A 17486-nucleotide genomic window follows, 5' to 3' on the forward strand; every position below is an offset into this window, starting at 1 on the left:
CACTCAGCGCGGCTTGGGCTCAACACTGCTGCGCCAGGCATCCAGGAACTGGCGGCGTTTGAGCGCATCCAGATACACCAGCAGCCCCGGCCCCAGCTGGATCGGACGCCGGTTCTGGCCGGGATCACTTTCACCGCCACCGTTACGGATGATCGGCATCAGCCGCGCCTCACGCGACAGCACCTGCTGGCCGCGCGCTGACAACAGGTAGTCCAGAAAACGCTTGGCCTCGGCCGGATGCGGGCTGTTGCGCGGGATCACCGCCGTACGCAGCACCACCAAGGTGTAGTCCTCCGGCTCGACGATGCCCAAGGGCGCACCGGCATCGATACGCGCCTGCGCATACGAGCCCAGCACGTTGTAGACCAGTGACAGCTTGCCGCTGCTGACCTGATCCAACAGCACGCCGGTGCGTTCTTCACGCACCACGCCGTTGTCACCCAGTGCGCCGAGCAAGGCACCGGCGATGCTGCCGCGCTGTGCGTCCTGCGTCGCCAACAGATAGCCGACGCTGCTGCGCTCGATATCGTAGGTGCCGACCTTGCCGCGCAGCGGTGCGCCTTCGGCACGCAGCAGATCCAGCAGCTGGCGACGTGTGTGCGGCACTTTCGCAGCTGGCAAGGCGCGTGTGTTGTAGACCATCGCCACCGGCTCGTAGCTGATGCCGAAGGCTTCATTGCGCCACTTCGCCCACGAAGGTACCGCTTCCGTCTGCGGCGAACGATGCGGCAATGCGTGGCCATCGTTGACCAGCTTGGTCTGCAGGTCCATGCCGCTGGAAATCAGCAGGTCGGGCGTGCTCGCGCTGTTGCGGTCGCGCAGGAAGCGCGCATACAGGTCCTGGGTGATGATGTCTTCGTAAACGACTTCCGTGCCCGGGTGCAGGCGCTGGTAATCGGCGATCACCACCGCGAACACTTCGATATCGGTGGTGCCGTGAATACGCAGTTGTTCGGTCAGCGTGCCCTTTGCCGGGAATCGTTGCACATCGCCCGGTGCAGCGATCAACGGCGACGCCAGCAACAGCCCGAACAGCAGGATCAACAAGCGGCTCATGCGGCATGCCTCGGCAGATGGATGGTGGCAACCAGACCGCCTTCGGGCCGATTGCTCAGGTCGATGCTGCCGCCATGGCTTTCAACCACGCGCTTGACGATGGCCAGGCCCAGACCGGCACCACCGGCAGGCGCGTTTTCACCACGTCCGAAGCGTTCGAATACACGCTCGGCATCTGCGGCGCTGATGCCGGGGCCGTGGTCGGCGATGGTCAGCACCGCCTGCGTGTCCTGCACGGTCAAGGCGATCTGCAGCGGGCCGTCGCCGCCGTACTTCATCGCGTTGTCGATCAGGTTCTTGATCGCCTCGCGCAGCAGCAAGGCATCGCCATTGACCTGCACTGCACCAGTGGTGATCGCCAGCTGCACGCGCGGCGCGGGGCCGGCCTGCGGCAAGGCTTCATGCAAGGCCTGATGCACGGTTTCGGCCAGGTCCAATGGCGCGAAGCGTTGCAGGTTGGATCGATGGATCACGCTGGCATCGCTGAGCAGTTGGTTCAACAGACGACTCATATGGGTGGCATTGCGCTCGATCGCACGCAGGCTGCGTTGCATGTCCTCGGGTTCTTCTTCGTCCAGGGCGAGCTGTGCCTGTGCGCGCAGTGCGGCCAGCGGTGTGCGCATCTGATGTGCTGCTTCGGCCATGAATGCACGCAGGGTCTCGTTGCTGCTGGACAGGCGCTCCATGAAACGATTCAAAGCGCCGACCATCTGGTTCATCTCGCGCGGCACGCGCGTATCCAGCGGTTTCAGGTCGGACGGCTCACGTCGCGAGAGCTCGCGTTCAAGCCGTACCAACGGACGGAACGCGCGGTGCACGCCGAATGCCACCAAGCCCAGCAACAAGGCCGACAGCACGCCGATGGCGATCAAGGCACGGTTGACCATTTCCTGCGCCAGCGCAGCGCGCGCGCGCCGGGTCTGCCCTACCTGCACCTGCACCTCGCCCTGCGCCGAGGCGGCGGCGAAGCTGCGCTTGACCACCACGAAGCGCACCGTTTCGCCGCTGTACTCGGCATCGAACAACTGCGGCTGGCTGCCAAGCCTGCGTGGCGCAACCGGCAGATCCTCATAGCCGGTGATGGTCAGGCCACGGCTGTCGGCCACGCGGTAGAACACGCGGTCCTCTTCGGCCATCGACAACAGGTCCAGTGCCGCATACGGCAGGTCCACCTGCCATTGGCCGTCAACCAGCGCTACCGAATCGGCGATGGACAAGGCTGAAGACACCAACAGGTGATCGTAGGAGCGGTTTGCCGCACGTTGCCCGTAATCACGCGCGGCGAACAACAGCGCCACCGCGAATACCGCCAGCAACGCGCCCAGATACAGCATCAAGGTGCGCCGCAATGAACCGGAGGCGTGGATCTCAACCGTTGCCATCGGTACCGCCGTCGCTGGCCTCCAACATGTAGCCCACGCCGCGCACGGTGGTGATGCGCAATGGTGCGGCCACCAGCTTTTTACGCAGGCGCCCAATGTAAAGCTCGATCGCATTGGGCCCGGCTTCGTCATCGAAACCGAACAGACCCTTGGCGATCTCATCCTTGCCGACAACCTGGCCAAGCCGCCCGACCAGAATTTCCAGCAGGCGGAATTCGCGGTTCGGCAGTTCGATCACCTCACCATCAAGGCTTACCCGGTGCGCGGCATTGTCGAACTGGAAGCCGCCGATCTGTACTACTTCGCTGGCCTGGCCACGACCGCGACGCAGCAGCACCCGGCAGCGGGCCTCGAATTCGCGGAAGTCGAAAGGCTTGCCGAGATAGTCGTCCGCGCCGACGTCCAGCGCCTGCACGCGATCCTCGATGCCATCGCGGGCGGTCAACATCAGCACCGGGGTGCTGTCGCCACGTTCGCGCATGCCGGCCAGCACGCGCAGGCCATCGAGCTTGGGCAGTCCGATATCCAGCACCACCAGATCGAAGCTCTGGTAGCGCAACACGCTGGCAGCGCCCATGCCGTCGGCCTGCCAATCCACCGCGTGGCCGTTACGGCGCATGCGACGGATGATGGCGTCAGCCAGGTCCGCATTGTCTTCAACCAGCAGCAGGCGCATCGCAGGGGAATGTGGCGGGAAGGCGCGAATGCTAACGCGGAAGCCGCGAAGACGCAGTCCCGGCGCACATTGCTGCGCCGCACAAACCCCTGACAGGCGGATGACAGCTAGTCCCCTCCAGACTGCGGCCACGCACCAGCAGGTGCCCATGTATGCCGCGCGCCTGGCGCGCACCTGGGAGGGTTTGTGGAACTGAGTGTTTTCCAAAAGCGCAGCCTCGCTGCCGCTGTCCTGCTGAGCCTGGGCGCTCCGGCGCTGGCCGCAGACGACGAAGGTCCGGTCACGGCCACCATCGGCGGTCGCCTGCACCTGGATTTCGCCAGCTTCGACAATGACCACCGTGGCACCCCCAACAAGGACGACACCGAGATCCGTCGTGCCTGGCTGGATGTATCCGGCAAGTTCTTCGTGGTCGACTACAAGCTGGAAGCCGATTTCTCCGGCGACCGCCCCGAGGCCAAGGACGTCTACGTCAGCCGCAGCTTCGGCGATGCCGGCAAGCTGACCGTGGGCCAGTTCAAGCAGTACTACTCGCTGGACGACCGCACCGGCTCCAACTACGGCAGCTTCCTGGAACGCGGCAACGCCGGCACCAGCCTTGCTCCGTTGTACCGCCTTGGCGCGTCGTGGCAGGCCAATCCGGGCGATATGACCTGGGCGGCAAGCATCTACAGCCTGGAAAGCATTGATGCCTGGCAGGTGAAGGGCCGCGCTGCCGGTGGCCGCGTCACCTGGGCACCCAGCCCTGCTGCTGGCGATGTGCTGCATCTGGGTCTGTCGCTGGCCCGCGAGGCCTATGACAATCCCGGCGCGAACGGCGTGCCGGCGCTGCGCATCCGTCCGCGCCCGGCCGGCCATCTGTCTGATGAAAGCCGCCTGACGATGGTTGATTTCTCAGCTGGACGCGATACCGACGTCAACAAGTGGTCGCTGGAGTACGCTCAGGTGCGCGGCCCGCTGTCATGGCAGGGCGAGTTCAGCGGCGCCACCTTCGACGACGGCGCGCAACGCGGCGATGTGATGGCCGCCTACGGCATGCTCAGCTGGTTCGTCACCGGCGAGTCGCGCAGCTACGACCGCAAGACCGGCCGCTTCGCCCGCATCAAGGACATCCGCCACAAGCCCGGCGCGTTTGAAGTCGCCCTGCGCTACGACCAGATGCGCGGCAGCCAGCACCTCGATGGCCAGCCGGACCTGCGCAACGGCAGCACCGAAGCCTGGACCCTGGCGGGCAACTGGTACCTGCGCGACAACCTGCGTTTCATGCTCAACCTGATCGACAGCCGCAACCGTAACCGCCTGACCGATACCACCGTGGACCACACCCGCGCGGTAACCGGCCGCCTGCAGTTCGATTTCTAAAACACCCCTTCCCTTCCTGTCTCTTCCAGGAGTCTGCAGATGATGCTGACCATCCTCGGCTTCGGCATGGTTCTGACGTTCATGTATCTCATCATGAGCAAACGACTGTCGCCGCTGGTCGCCCTGATTACCGTACCCATCGTGTTCGCCCTGATCGGCGGCTTCGGTGCTGGCCTTGATGACATGATGCTCGACGGCATCAAGAAAATCGCCCCGACCGGCGTGATGCTGATGTTCGCCATCCTCTACTTCGGGGTGATGATCGATGCCGGCCTGTTCGACCCACTGGTGCGCATCATCCTGCGCATCGTCAAGGGCGATCCGCTCAAGATCGTGATGGGCACCGCGGTGCTGGCCATGCTGATTTCGCTCGACGGCGACGGCTCCACCACCTACATGATCACCGTGTCGGCGATGCTGCCGCTGTACCGCCGGCTGGGCATGAACGCGCTGAGCATGACCTGCGTAACCATTCTCGCCGGTGGCGTGATGAACCTCACCCCATGGGGCGGCCCGACCGCGCGTGCAGCCACTGCCTTGCATGTGGACCCGGCCGATGTGTTCGTGCCGCTGATTCCGGCCATGGTATTGGCCTGCATCGGCATTCTGGTGCTGGCCTGGTACCTGGGCATGAAGGAACGCCGTCGTCTGGGCGTGGTCAGCCTGCCGCAGGGTGGCTCGTGGATGGACGCCAGCGTCTCCGATGACAGCGATGCACTGCCGACGGTGGAAGACGCCGAGGACACCAAGCGGCCCAAGCTGCTGTGGGTCAACCTGGTGCTGACGTTGGCCTTGATGGCAGCACTTGTGGTCGGCCTGCTGCCGATGCCGATCCTGTTCATGGTCGGCTTCGCCATCGCGCTGATGATCAACTACCCGAACCTGGCCGAGCAGCGCCGCCGCGTGGTCAACCACGCCGGCAATGCGTTGTCGGTGGTGTCGCTGATCTTCGCCGCGGGCATCTTCACCGGCATCCTGTCCAACACCGGCATGGTCGAGGCGATGTCGCGCGGCTTCCTGTCAGTGATTCCGGAAGCCTGGGGCCCGTACCTGGCGGTGATCACCGCGGTGGCATCGATGCCGTTCACTTTCTTCATGTCCAACGACGCCTTCTACTTTGGCGTGCTGCCGATCCTGTCCGAAGCGGCCGGCCACTACGGCATCACCCCAGTGGAAATGGCACGCGCTTCGCTGGCTGGTCAGCCGGTGCATCTGCTCAGCCCGCTGGTGCCCTCGACCTATCTGCTGGTTGGCCTGGCCAAGGTCGATTTCGCCGACCACCAGAAGTTCACCCTGAAGTGGGCCGTACTGATTTCACTGATCCTGATGGCCGGCAGCCTGCTGTTCGCCCTGTATCCGCTGGCCGCGTAAGCGGCACCTACCTGACGCATTGGAGAGCAACATGACGCTACGTATCGCTTATGTCACCAGTGGCATGGGCAGTGTCGGCACTGCCATCTGCCAGTCCCTGGCCCGCGCCGGCCACACCGTGGTCGCAGGCTGCGCACCGGATTCACCGCGCAAGGCCAACTGGATCCGCGAGCAGCGCGAACTCGGCTTCGACTTCATCGTCTCCGAAGGCAATGCCGCCGACTGGGATTCCACCGCCGCGGCGTTCGCCAAGGTGCGTGCGGAAGTGGGCGAAGTGGATGTGCTGGTCAACAACTCCGGCGGCAGCCGCGACATGTTGTTCCGGCAGATGAGCAGCGAGGACTGGAACGTGGTGATCGCCTCCAACCTCAATACCTTGTTCAACCTGAGCAAGCAGGTGGTCGATGGCATGACCAACCAGAACTGGGGCCGCATCATCAACATCGGTTCGGTCAGCGCGCAGAAAGGCCAGATCGGCCAGGTCAACTACGCAACCGCCAAGGCGGCGATGCACGGCTTCAGTCGCGCCCTGGCAGCGGAAGTCGCAGCGCGCGGCGTCACCGTCAACACCATTTCGCCAGGCTATATCGCCAGCCAGGCGATCAGCAGCTTCCCGCCCGATGTATTGGACCGCTTGGCGGCATCGGTACCGATCCGTCGCCTCGGCAAGCCCGAGGAAGTGGCTGCGCTGTGCGCGTGGCTGGCCAGCGATGATGCGGCCTATGTCACCGGCGCTGACTATCCGGTCAACGGTGGCCTGTACATGGGTTGATGTTGCAATCACTGGCTGCAACAACCAACGCCGCGCTTTGTCGCGGCGTTTTCTTTTGGAAGCCTGCGCAGCATTGCTGTCGAACGTCCGGCATTTCATATCGACTGCGTCGCACTTCTGCTCGCATCTGTCCGCAAAACAACGTGGAACAGCAATGTTCCGCGTCTGCGTAAACGAGCTTTAACAATCGTCGGACAGGCTTCTTGGACCGGCGTACACGCCGGCCTTTCCATGGACCCGGTAGACAATGAATCTCCAACGCCTCAGCTTCGCCATCACTCTCGCCCTGTGCACAAACCAGGCCTTCGCCGAAGCGGCTGCAGACAGCGGCGCCTCCGCGCAGACACTGGATACCATCTCGGTGATCGGCCAAGGCCAGACCCGTCAGGTGCAACGCATCGGCGAGGTCGACAAGCAGGTGTTGCCGCCAGGCAGCAGCGGCCAGAAGATTCTTGATCGTCTGCCCGGTGTCTCCGTGCAGTCGAACGACGCCTTCGGTGCCAATGAAGAATCGCAGACCATCAGCCTGCGCGGCTTCGACAAGACCCGCCTGGGCTATACGCTCGACGGCATCCCGCTCGGCGACAACAGCTACGGCAACTACAACGGCCTGAGCATCGCCCGCGCGATCATTGCCGAGAATCTGGGCGGCGCGGAGTTGTCACAGGGCATCGGCTCGCTGGGCGTGGCTTCGACCAGCAACCTCGGCGGGGCAATCCAATACTTCTCGCAGGACCCGTCCACCGTGTTCGGCGGCCGCGCAAGCGTCACCGTCGGTGATGACAACCAGCGCCGTGGCTACCTGCGCGTGGATACCGGCGACCTGAATGGTTTCTCGGCTTATGTCTCCGGCGTGCATCAGGATGCCGACATGTGGGCCGCACCGCATCAGAACCAGACCACCCGCCAGTTCAACGCCAAGGCGGTGTGGAATGTGGGCGATCACCGCTTCGGCGCCTTTGTCGCCACCTCGCGGGCAAGCCAGGCCAACTACGCCTATCTGTCCAAGAGCATGCTGCAGCGTGGGCTCGGCTATGACTGGAATATCTACGCACCCGACTGGGACCGCGCAGTGGCAGCCGCCTACTGCGCGCCAGCGACCTTCGATGCCACGCGCTGCGCCTTCAGCGGCGGCGTCAACAGCATCGACGATGCCTATTACCAGAGCCGTGCTTTGCGCGATGACAATCTGTACTCGCTCGATGCCAGCCTGCACCTCGGCGACGAGCTCACCCTCAAGCTACTGGCCTACCACCACGACAATCGCGGCCAGGGCCACTGGTGGGCACCGGGCCAAGCCTCGCATCCGGGTACCGACCGCATGCTGCCGATCTCCATCCGCAGCACCAACTATACGATTGATCGTCAGGGCCTGACTGCTGCGCTGTCGTGGAATGTCGGCATCCATGAGCTGGAAGCCGGCCTGTGGTTCGAGCAGAACGATCACAACGTCGAGCGCAACTTCTACTACATCGACGGCCCGTTTCTCGACGACACCTACTTGAAGAACCCGGACCGTCGTCTGTTCGACCAGGACTTCGACATCCGCACCCGCCAGTTCTACGTGCAGGACCGCATGCGCTTCCTCGATCAGCGCCTGACCGTGGATGTCGGCATCAAGAGCCCGAACACCCGCATGCGTGCCACCGCAAAGCCAGGCACCGAGCAGAAGCTCGCATCAGGCACGCTGACCGCCAAGGAATCGCTGCTGCCGCAGCTGGGTGTGGGCTTCAAGCTCAACGCCAACAACGAGCTGTTTGCCTCCTATGCCGAGAACATCGCCGCCTTCGTCGGTGGTGGCAGCGGCGGCCCGCTCCAGGTCTCGCCGGAGTCGTTTGCCGCCAGCGCCGGCCTGGAACCGGAGAAGTCCAAGACCTTCGAGGCCGGCTTCCGCACGTTCGGCAGCAAGTACCAAGCCTCGCTGGCTGCGTACCACGTGATGTTCGACAACCGCCTGCTCTCGCTCAACCCTTGCACCAGCATTGAAGTTGGCACGCGCCCGGAATGCATCACCCGTTTCATCAACGTCGGCTCGGTGAAGAGCCAGGGCGCGGAACTGACCTTTATCCTCAAGCCGACACAAGGCCTGCAGTGGTACAACGCGCTGTCCTGGAACAAGACCACCTACGAGGACGACTATGTCTCCGGCGGCGCGATCGTGCCGGTCGCCGGCAAGATCACCGTCGATACCCCACAGCGCATGGCCTCCAGCGAACTGAGCTGGAACCGTGATGGCTGGTTCGCCAGCCTGCGCGGCAAGTACACCGGCAAGCGCTACTACACCTATACCAATGACCAGTCTGTGCCCGGCGTGACCACTTTCGATGCAGGCGGCGGCTACAGCTTCGGCCCTGGCCTGGGCTTGCAGAACGTCAAGGTGTCTTTGAACGTGACCAACCTGACCAATAAACGCTACGCCGGCCAGCTCAGCTCGTTCGCCCCGACCGACCCCAACGGCACCCGCTATTCGATCCACGCCAGCGCCCCACGGCAGATTTTCATGACCGTAGGCGCGGAGTTCTAACCACCTGCCTCTTTTGTCAATGCGGGCCCGATCTCAGCAGACCTGGCAGTAACGGATGTCTTCTGCCCATGAGAAGGGCCCGCAATGCAAACGACCTGTCGCCGGGTTGTTGGAAGTTGATCGCAGGCAGCCAACCGGCAACAACTGTTTGTCGCCTCACGAAGACCGCACTGGAACGAATGGCCCACTTGACCCGCCACACCCGCACAAGCCGTTCCTTACGGAGTTGTAGCTGCTCAGGAGTGACGGGCATTGGCGACTACGATCCGGGGCACGCCACAAATCAACCGCGCCACGTTTCAGTTCGCCCCTCCGGGCCCGCGCCGCTCGCCTCGAATCCTGCGAAGGATCCACCATTGCGCGACCATACCGAGCACCGCCACCGCGCTTGCACCATAGGCAATCGCCCCGGCCTGCCATTGCTGAAGCAAGAGCAGGCCCCCCAATGCGGCACCAATGGCACTGCCCAGGTACAGAGCGGATTCGTTGAGTGCCACGGCCAGATTGCCGTCTCCCTGCCGCTCGCGCACCTTTATCAGCTCGTTGTTCTGCGGCACCTGCAGTGCCCATCCCACCGCACCCCAGGCTGCGATCGGCAACATCACCAACCCGGCACCCGTGGCGATGGTAACTGGCAACAGAAACAGCGCCACGGCCAGGACCAACATGATCCACATGGTCAACACTGGCCCCTTGATGCGGTCAACAAGCGAACCAACCATGAAGCTGCCAAGCACACCACCAACACCCCAAACCCACAAATAAGGTGTCACTGAACGGAAAATTCCCTGGTTGCCATTGGCGACAAGGGGCGCAATGAAGGTATACATCCCGAGACTGGCAATGGCAGCCAACAGCGACACAAGCAGGATCGCGATCACATGACGGTCGGCCAACAGCGCCAGCTTGCGTTGGAGCGGCACCACCACCGCACTCGGCAACGCCGGTAGTCGCAGCAACAGGCCCGCCAGGGCGATCGCACCCAGCGCAGTTACCAACCATAGCGCCGAAGCCCACCCCATACGCTCAGCCAGCAGCAGGCTCAGTGGCACTCCCAACACGGTGCCGCTGGCCATCCCGCCCATTATCACAGCGACGGCTTGGCCACGTTTCTTTTGTGCCGACAGTGCCGCCGACGCAGCGATGCCCATGGCCAGATACACACCGGCTCCAATCCCGGCGACCGCCCGGCACACCAGCAACAACCTGAAATCGGTCATCAAGGCGCTGGCGGCGTTTGCAAGTACAAACAGGCCCAGCGCGCACAGCAAACCCTCACGCTGACGATGGGCCGGCAGCAGTGCAACAATCAACGGAGAGCCCAGGCCATAGGCAAGGGTGAAGGCGGTGACCAGTTGCGCAGCCAGCGAGACCGGCACGGCGAAAGCCCCTTCGATCATCGGTAGCAAGCCCGCCGTTACGTAAGAAGCCATACCCAACGCGAAGGCACCCAACGCGATGAGATAAACCGGAGATTGCTCGTTGCGAGACATGACGTTGGACCCCAGGAAACGTAGAAAATTCTGACCTGCACTTGCCGTGCTGGATCCCGATGGAAATCATCAAAGCGTGAGCTCGACCGCGTACTCGGTCAGCCAGGTATTCAAACCGATAGCCATCTCCATCCCCATGCGGTCATACATGGGCGACAGATCACCAAGCGGCCTGGCCAACGCCTGTTGCGCGCGACGCCTATCCAACAGCGGCAACACCGGTGCTGAAGGATCGTCCAGAATCGCAACCAACGCCTCGCGCAGCCCGCGCTCGTAGGCAGGGTCCTGAGTAGACGGATAGGGGCTCTTTACCCGCTCGGCGATACTGTCCGGCAGCAGGTCATGCGTGGCCGCACGCAGGATGCTTTTCTCCCGCCCGTCGAAGGCTTTCATCTCCCAAGGGATATTGAAAGCATACTCAACCAAGCGGTGATCGCAGAACGGCACGCACACCTCCAAGCCTACCGCCATGCTCATGCGGTCCTTCCGGTCCAGAAGCGTCTGTACGAAGCGGGTCAGGTTCAGATAGCTCATCTGCCGCATGCGCCGATTGGTGGCGTTCTCACCTGCCAGCGTCGATGCTCCTGCCAACGCCTGGCTGTAGCTGTCGCGCAGGAAAACACCCATCTGCAGCCTGTCCAACAAGTCCTGAGCGAACAGGGTTTTGCCATCAAAATACTTGCCGGTAACCGAAGCAAGCCACGGATAGGTCTCGGCAGCGATCGCTTCGGCGTCGTGGAACCAGCGATAGCCACCGAATACCTCGTCCGCCGACTCGCCGGACAGGGCCACCGTGGAGTGCCGACAAACCTCTTGGAACAAGCGGTACAGCGAGGGCCACATGTCGCCCCAGAACGCCGGGGGGAGATCAAGCGCCCGAATGACTTTGGCACGCAACTCCGGCTCGGCGAGCTCGCGGCTGTTCAGAACGATCTGCCCATGAGCAGAGCCAATGTGCTGCACCAGGTCTCGCACAAAGGGGGCGTCGGCGGTTCCGCGTACCGGATCGGCAACAAAGCCAGCACCGTGATCACTGAAATCCACGGAGAAAGAGCGGATGTTGTCTTTGCCGGCAGCCAACAGCTTCTTGGACGCCAGTGCGGTGATGATCGAAGAATCCAGGCCGCCGGACAGCAGACTGCACAGCGGAACGTCTGCGATGATCTGTCGCTCGATGATGTCCTCCAGCAAATCACGCGTGTGCCGGATGGTCTGATCCAAGGTATGCCCATGCTCGCGGGCCTGCAAAGACCAATACCGGTGCCGCGACAGGCCTGCGCGGCTGACCATCACCAGCTCGCCGGGCAGTACCTCACGCATACCGGCGAAAATCGCTTGTCCTGGCGTTTTGACCATCTCAAGCAATTCGCGAAGCCCATCGGCATCCACCTTGCGCGGAACCTTCGGATTGGCAAGGAGGGCCTTGGGTTCCGAGCCGAACACCACGCCATCGTCGGTCTGAAAGTAGTACAGCGGCTTGACGCCCATACGATCGCGGACCAGTAACAATTGCTGCTTCACACGGTTCCAGATGGCGAAGGCATACATGCCATTGAGCCGTTGGGTGAAGGCTTCCCCCCATTCCAGATAGGCGCGCAGTACCACCTCGGTGTCACTACGGGTATCAAAGTGGTGACCGCACGCCACAAGCTCGCCACGCAGTTCCTGGAAGTTGTAGACCTCCCCGGTGTAACTGATGACTGCCGAGGCGTGCTGGCCGTCATGCTCAGCGAGCATCGGCTGGCCCCCACCATCCAGGTCGATTATCGATAGACGCCGGTGCCCCAAGGCGATCGGGCCCTCGATCCAAATACCTTGCGCATCTGGCCCTCTCGCAGCCAAGGTGTCAGTCATGGCCTGCACTATGTCCCGCCGCGCCACCTGCTCATCGTTGAAGGCGAGCCAGCCCGTCATTCCGCACATGGTTCACTCCAGAATTGGTGGAATCCTCAACCCAATTTCTCAAGGTCCGCGCTTGCAGGGATAAGCTGCCGCGCTTGGCCACGCATGTACCGAGCAAGCGGCATCCTGCCGAGCTGCGCACCAATACCATCGAGCAGACGCTGCAAGCCCATCGCCTCATCAAGGCCGGCAAATGTCTGCCGGGGTGTCTCTCCCAGCACTGCCACGCGCGTGACGTCCTTGCACAACCGGGACAACTTGAGCAGCGTCTCCAGCCCCGCGCCGCCGGGAGTGGTGACGAAGCCGTCAACCAATTCCTCATTTCCATTGCCATCGTGCCTCCAAACCCGCAGCTCATCGTGATCCCAGCCAGGGGTGTCGTAGACAATGCGCGCGTGGAAGATCCTCCCGGCGGGGTCTGCGAACGAGAAATCCACGGTGCGCTGCCGCTGGATGTTCACGAAGCTGCTGTAACCTGCGACGACCGCTTCGCCCAAGGTGGCGGTGAGCAATACCGTGTCAGGCACTTCCGCGCCGGACAGCGAAAAGTCAGAACCGATACCTATCGCCTGCAGCACCTGCAGCGTTTCACTCGGCGCCCCGATCCACTGCACCAGATCCAGCGGATGGACAACCTCGCTGCTTACACCGCACGTTGGTCGATAGTCGTTCAGACGATCCTTTCCCCAGTGAAAACTGGCGCGTATCAGCGACCACTCCTGCAGCAACACCCGCTCTCTCAGCAGCTGGCTCGCCTCGGAGTAGCGCTCCACCAAGTCCAGCGCGAACCCTTGCACCCGATACAGCCCGGCACACGCACCAGACCAGTCGTCACCCGGCGACGCCAACGGATTCTCGCAGAGCACAAAGCCCCTGTAACCGTCCAATTCACGCAGGATCCCGATGTGCCCACCATCGTTGACACTGACTACCACTACATCGGGGCAGAACCGGGTAAGTGCTTGTGCCACCTCCGGGTAGTAAGCCGCCGCTTCACCGATGCGTTGATTGCGTGACACATAGGCAACATCGAGCGGGAAACTTCCTGCGCAAGCCAAGTGTTGGAAAGCGCGTTGGTAGCGCTTTCCTGCGTAGCCGAGTCCAACAATCAGCAGTTTCATGACCGATCCTCTGAACGTCTCAGCATGTTTCCCGCACCAGGTACCGGGCCCGGCTTGCGCAATCACTTTCCAACAGATAATTGCGCGGCAGCACCAGCGCACCGATATCGGACGACACGGAGAGTTGTTACACCCAGCGCCATCCGATGTTCAGATCAGGCTCCTGTTAGATCAGGGCAGTGCCGGAGGAACACCGAGAAACGCTGAAGTGGGTAAAGACCTCGTCCAGTGCTTTCGCAAGCTGGTCGATATGTGCATCAGTATGGTTTGGTGTGGCATTGACGCGGAAACGTTCACTACCCACGGCAACCGACGGAAAATTGATCGGGGGTAGATAGATGCGGTGCATGCGCAGCAGACGCTCCGCCATTTCCTTGGACTTGACCGCGTCACCAACAAGCACCGGCAACACGTGCGTTGTGGAGCACGCCATTACCGGAATGCGCAGCGCAGCCAACGACTGGCGCAGACGCTGGGTCTGCGTATGCAGCCTGTTCCGTTCACTCGCCTGTGCGCGCAGGTGCTCCACACTGGCAAGACAACCAGCTACCACTGTCGGCGGCAGCGCGGTGGTGAAGATGAACCCTGCGGCGAACGAACGAACAGCATCGACCAACCATTGCGCGCCTGCAATGTAGCCACCAATCACTCCGACCGCCTTGGCCATGGTGCCCTGGATAAGGTCCACCTGATCAGCGATGCCCAGGTGCGCAGCCATTCCAGCACCATCCGGGCCATAGATCCCTACTGCGTGTACCTCGTCGAGGTAGGTAAACGCCTTGTAGCGACGGGCCAGCGCCACGATCTCCGCAATAGGCGCCACATCCCCGTCCATGGAGTACACCGACTCGAACACGACGATTTTCGGTCGCTCACTCGGGTACTGAGCAAGTATTTCCTCCAGCTGAACCACGTCATTGTGGCGGAAAACCCTACGCACGCAGGACGTCGAACGGATGCCGTTGATGATCGACGCATGATTCCTTTCATCACTGATCACTACGCAATCCGGGATTTGTCGGAGCAAACATTGCAACGTCGCATCATTCGAGCTGAAGCCTGTCGGAAAAACCAAGGCCGCGTCTTTGCCATGCCAGTCGGCCAGGCTGCGCTCCAACTGGTTACACAGCCTGTGAGTTCCCCCAATGTTGCGGGAACCGCCTGATCCGGCACCATAGGTGTCTATCGCTTCGTGCATTGCTTGGCGAACGGCGGGATGCTGGGACATGCCCAGGTAGTCGTTGCTGCACCACACGACTACTTGTCGCTGGTCTCCCGCCTCCAGCTGCGCCAGTGGATACTGTCCGCATATCCTGCTCAACGTCACGAAGGTCCGGTATTGCCCGGATTCCTTCAAGCCAACCAACTTCTCGTTCAACAAGCGCTGGTACATGCAAAATCCTCCTGTTTCCACGCGTCCGATCGCGATTCGAAGAGCATCGCAGGCCTTTTCATCGACCTTCGCAGCGGGCTGTTACAGATTGTTGGCAACGCTCGCAACCCTCCCAAACTGGACACATAGGCTGTCAATTGGCGCCATTGGAGGGCATGGACAAAGCTTCTCGGCTTGCGTGATGGCTGCAGCCTGAGAACGCAGGACCCGAGGCTTCCTGTTCCCTCGGTTCTTGTGTCCGTACTCGTGAGTGAGCGGCCCCTGCCCTCGACGGGATGCGCTCCATGGCCTTGCAGATCCATCCATATCGCCCCCTCGCCAAGTCGGCAGTCCAGGCCGCCCGCAGCACGACGAGCACACAATGTCGCCTGACGCTGGCCGCGCCGGATTTCAGCCGCCACGCTCACAAATGAACAATCCCTGCGGATACGCTCAGGCGCCGCCCCAGTCCGCTAAACTGGGCAACGTTTTTTCCATAACGCCGGTCATCGCCATGCTGCACGCTCAGGTTCACCTCACCCTCCCCGTCTGGATCCACGACGCCGTCGATTGCGACCGCGCCTATACCAGCGATGCGGACAAGGTGGCGCTGGCCATCGAGCTGTCGCGCCTGAACGTTGAACATGCCAGTGGCGGCCCATTCGGCGCGGTAGTATTCGGCCCGGACCACAAGGTGATCGTCGCCGCGGTCAACCGCGTGGTGCCGCACGCCACCTCGTTGGCACATGCTGAAAACATGGCCTATATGCTGGCCCAGCAGAAGCTCAACACCCCGCGCCTGAACGCGCTGCTGTCGCCGATCACCCTGGCTACGTCCTCACAGCCCTGCTGTCAGTGCTATGGCGCCACCGTCTGGGCCGGTATCGACCGCCTGCTGATCGGCGCCTGCGCCGCCGACGTGGAAGAACTCACACCGTTTGACGAAGGTCCGCTGCCCGCCGATTGGGCCGGCGAGCTGAACAAGCGTGGCATCGAGGTCGTACAGGGCATCAACCGCGACGACGCCCGCGCCGTGCTGCACAGCTACGGCAAGAACGACGGCGCACGCTACTGATTCTCCAGGCCCCTCTCCCGCCTGCGGGAGAGGGGTTGGGGTGAGGGTCCAGCAGGCCGCATGATCTGAGCTGCGCAAGTCTTCGCCGCCCCTCATCCGCCCCTACGAGGCCCCTTCTCCCGGTGGGAGAAGGAAGCCCACCCGCAACAAACCAAGGATTTCCATGACCGGCCTGCTCTGCTACTGCCGCCAAGGCTTTGAACCGGAACTGGCCGGCGAATTGAACGATCGCGCGGGTCACGCCGGCATTGCCGGTTACGCCCGCACCCAGCGCAACGATGGCTACGTGGTGTTCGTCACCGACGAGGCCGAAACGCTGGACCAGCGCCTGCCCTGGCGCGAGCTGATCTTCGCCCGCCAGAAGCTGCGGATTCTGGCCGAGTTGCCGCAGCTCGATGCCACGGATCGCATCACTCCGATCATCGCCGCGCTGGAAGGCCAGCAGCGGTTTGGTGATCTGTGGGTTGAGCACCCCGACTCGGACGCCGGTAAGCCGCTGGCCGGCCTGGCCCGCGCCTTCGGCAATGCGCTGCGCCCGGCGCTGCGCAAAGGCGGCCTGCTCACCGACAAACCCAACGGCAAGCTGCCGCGCCTGCATGTGGTGTTCGTCGATGGCACGCATGCCTTCGTCTGCGTCTCCGACACCCGCGACAGCGCACCGTGGCTGCTGGGCATTCCGCGTTTGAAGCTGCTGCCGGATGCGCCCTCGCGTTCAGCCTTGAAGCTGGAAGAAGCCTTCATGACCCTGCTCACGCCGGAAGAGCGTGAAGCGCTGGTGGTGCCGGGCATGCGCGCTGCCGATCTGGGCGCTGCGCCCGGCGGTTGGACCTGGGTGCTGACCCGTCAGCATCTGCGCGTGAACAGCATCGACAACGGCCCGCTGCGCCAGCATGTGCTGGATACCGGTCTGGTCGAACATCTGCGTGCCGATGGTTTCCATTGGCAGCCGGAAACCCCGCTGGACTGGATGGTCTGCGACATGGTCGAACAGCCACGCCGCGTTGCCGAGCGCATGGGCACCTGGCTGCGCGAAGGCTGGTGCAAGCACGCCATCTTCAACCTCAAGCTGCCGATGAAAAAGCGCTGGGATGAGACGCGCCTGTGCCTGGATCTGTTTGCCGAAAAGGCCGACAAGCCGCTGACGATCCGCGCCAAGCAGCTGTATCACGACCGCGAGGAAATCACGGTATTTGTGACCCCAAGGGCCAAGGGCCTTTGATTGAAGCCCTCTCCTGGGAAGTGGGAGAGGGCAGCTTCTGCCGGCGCTTTCAGCTGGAGAATTCCCTGTAGTGGGGGGGGGGGGGGGGGGGGGGGGGGGGGGCGAATGGGAAAGGGGCGGAAGGGGCGGCGGGGACCGGGCCGGCCTCCCCGGAGCGCGAG

12 protein-coding genes and 1 pseudogene are annotated in these 17486 nt (G+C 62.7%); 6 read left to right on the forward strand and 7 right to left on the reverse strand.

Annotation, left to right across the window (positions count from 1 at the left end):
• Nucleotides 1–3: 3 nt before the first annotated feature.
• From ACVOLZ_RS17965 to ACVOLZ_RS17975, 3 genes are read right to left on the reverse strand one after another with little or no spacing between them, the layout of a single operon-like run.
• Nucleotides 4–1056: an ABC transporter substrate-binding protein gene (locus ACVOLZ_RS17965; protein ID WP_481517303.1), complete on the reverse strand. Its 1053-nt coding sequence runs from the start codon at nt 1054–1056 to the stop codon at nt 4–6.
• Nucleotides 1053–2438 carry a sensor histidine kinase N-terminal domain-containing protein gene (locus tag ACVOLZ_RS17970; RefSeq protein WP_481517304.1) on the reverse strand — a complete coding sequence of 462 codons (1386 nt, stop codon included), beginning with the start codon at nt 2436–2438 and terminating at the stop codon, nt 1053–1055. Before ACVOLZ_RS17970 ends, ACVOLZ_RS17965 begins: the two co-directional genes overlap by 4 nt.
• Entirely contained in the window at nt 2425–3114 is a 690-nt protein-coding gene (locus tag ACVOLZ_RS17975; RefSeq protein WP_481517305.1) for a response regulator, read from the reverse strand. The genes ACVOLZ_RS17970 and ACVOLZ_RS17975 overlap by 14 nt, the downstream gene beginning before the upstream one ends.
• A gap of 192 nt (nt 3115–3306) precedes the next feature.
• On the opposite strand from ACVOLZ_RS17975, the gene ACVOLZ_RS17980 reads away from it, so the two are divergent.
• The 4 genes and pseudogenes from ACVOLZ_RS17980 (at nt 3307) to ACVOLZ_RS17995 (ending at nt 9143) form a co-directional block, all read left to right on the forward strand.
• Nucleotides 3307–4476: an OprO/OprP family phosphate-selective porin gene (locus ACVOLZ_RS17980; RefSeq protein WP_481517316.1), complete on the forward strand. Its 1170-nt coding sequence runs from the start codon at nt 3307–3309 to the stop codon at nt 4474–4476.
• A gap of 21 nt (nt 4477–4497) precedes the next feature.
• Nucleotides 4498–5847 (forward strand): annotated as a pseudogene (locus ACVOLZ_RS17985) (CitMHS family transporter); the annotation flags it as partial.
• Between the two features lie 31 nt (nt 5848–5878).
• Nucleotides 5879–6619 carry an acetoacetyl-CoA reductase gene (gene phbB, locus ACVOLZ_RS17990; protein ID WP_481517306.1) on the forward strand — a complete coding sequence of 247 codons (741 nt, stop codon included), beginning with the start codon at nt 5879–5881 and terminating at the stop codon, nt 6617–6619.
• A gap of 247 nt (nt 6620–6866) precedes the next feature.
• Entirely contained in the window at nt 6867–9143 is a 2277-nt protein-coding gene (locus tag ACVOLZ_RS17995; protein ID WP_481517307.1) for a TonB-dependent receptor, read from the forward strand.
• A gap of 299 nt (nt 9144–9442) precedes the next feature.
• Here ACVOLZ_RS17995 and ACVOLZ_RS18000 read toward each other — a convergent pair whose 3' ends face one another.
• The 4 genes from ACVOLZ_RS18000 to hemA all read right to left on the reverse strand — a co-directional run bounded on the left by ACVOLZ_RS18000 (nt 9443) and on the right by hemA (nt 15052).
• Entirely contained in the window at nt 9443–10636 is a 1194-nt protein-coding gene (locus ACVOLZ_RS18000) for an MFS transporter (protein WP_481517308.1), read from the reverse strand.
• 69 nt (nt 10637–10705) lie between these two features.
• Nucleotides 10706–12550: an asparagine synthase (glutamine-hydrolyzing) gene (gene asnB, locus ACVOLZ_RS18005; protein ID WP_481517309.1), complete on the reverse strand. Its 1845-nt coding sequence runs from the start codon at nt 12548–12550 to the stop codon at nt 10706–10708.
• Between the two features lie 35 nt (nt 12551–12585).
• Complete coding sequence (locus tag ACVOLZ_RS18010; RefSeq protein ID WP_481517310.1) at nt 12586–13659, reverse strand: Gfo/Idh/MocA family oxidoreductase; 1074 nt, start codon at nt 13657–13659, stop codon at nt 12586–12588.
• Nucleotides 13660–13825: 166 nt separating this feature from the next.
• Entirely contained in the window at nt 13826–15052 is a 1227-nt protein-coding gene (gene hemA / locus ACVOLZ_RS18015; protein ID WP_481517311.1) for a 5-aminolevulinate synthase, read from the reverse strand.
• Nucleotides 15053–15545: 493 nt separating this feature from the next.
• Here hemA and ACVOLZ_RS18020 point away from each other — a divergent pair, with 493 nt between their 5' ends.
• Nucleotides 15546–16106, forward strand: a complete 561-nt coding sequence (locus tag ACVOLZ_RS18020) for a nucleoside deaminase (protein WP_481517312.1) — start codon at nt 15546–15548, stop codon at nt 16104–16106.
• Between the two features lie 163 nt (nt 16107–16269).
• Entirely contained in the window at nt 16270–17325 is a 1056-nt protein-coding gene (gene rlmM, locus ACVOLZ_RS18025; RefSeq protein ID WP_481517313.1) for a 23S rRNA (cytidine(2498)-2'-O)-methyltransferase RlmM, read from the forward strand.
• Nucleotides 17326–17486 lie beyond the last annotated feature (161 nt).

Source organism: Stenotrophomonas sp. STEN020 (assembly GCF_056760195.1).

Excerpts from the sequence above, each read along its gene's own strand:
- ACVOLZ_RS18000 (WP_481517308.1), bottom strand. The coding sequence starts at position 10,636 with ATGTCTCGCAACGAGCAATCTCCGGTTTATCTCATCGCGTTGGGTGCC.
- ACVOLZ_RS17970 (WP_481517304.1), bottom strand. The coding sequence starts at position 2,438 with ATGGCAACGGTTGAGATCCACGCCTCCGGTTCATTGCGGCGCACCTTG.
- ACVOLZ_RS17965 (WP_481517303.1), bottom strand. The coding sequence starts at position 1,056 with ATGAGCCGCTTGTTGATCCTGCTGTTCGGGCTGTTGCTGGCGTCGCCG.
- phbB (WP_481517306.1), top strand. The coding sequence starts at position 5,879 with ATGACGCTACGTATCGCTTATGTCACCAGTGGCATGGGCAGTGTCGGC.
- rlmM (WP_481517313.1), top strand. The coding sequence starts at position 16,270 with ATGACCGGCCTGCTCTGCTACTGCCGCCAAGGCTTTGAACCGGAACTG.
- ACVOLZ_RS18010 (WP_481517310.1), bottom strand. The coding sequence starts at position 13,659 with ATGAAACTGCTGATTGTTGGACTCGGCTACGCAGGAAAGCGCTACCAA.
- ACVOLZ_RS18020 (WP_481517312.1), top strand. The coding sequence starts at position 15,546 with ATGCTGCACGCTCAGGTTCACCTCACCCTCCCCGTCTGGATCCACGAC.
- hemA (WP_481517311.1), bottom strand. The coding sequence starts at position 15,052 with ATGTACCAGCGCTTGTTGAACGAGAAGTTGGTTGGCTTGAAGGAATCC.
- ACVOLZ_RS17995 (WP_481517307.1), top strand. The coding sequence starts at position 6,867 with ATGAATCTCCAACGCCTCAGCTTCGCCATCACTCTCGCCCTGTGCACA.
- ACVOLZ_RS17975 (WP_481517305.1), bottom strand. The coding sequence starts at position 3,114 with ATGCGCCTGCTGCTGGTTGAAGACAATGCGGACCTGGCTGACGCCATC.
- asnB (WP_481517309.1), bottom strand. The coding sequence starts at position 12,550 with ATGACGGGCTGGCTCGCCTTCAACGATGAGCAGGTGGCGCGGCGGGAC.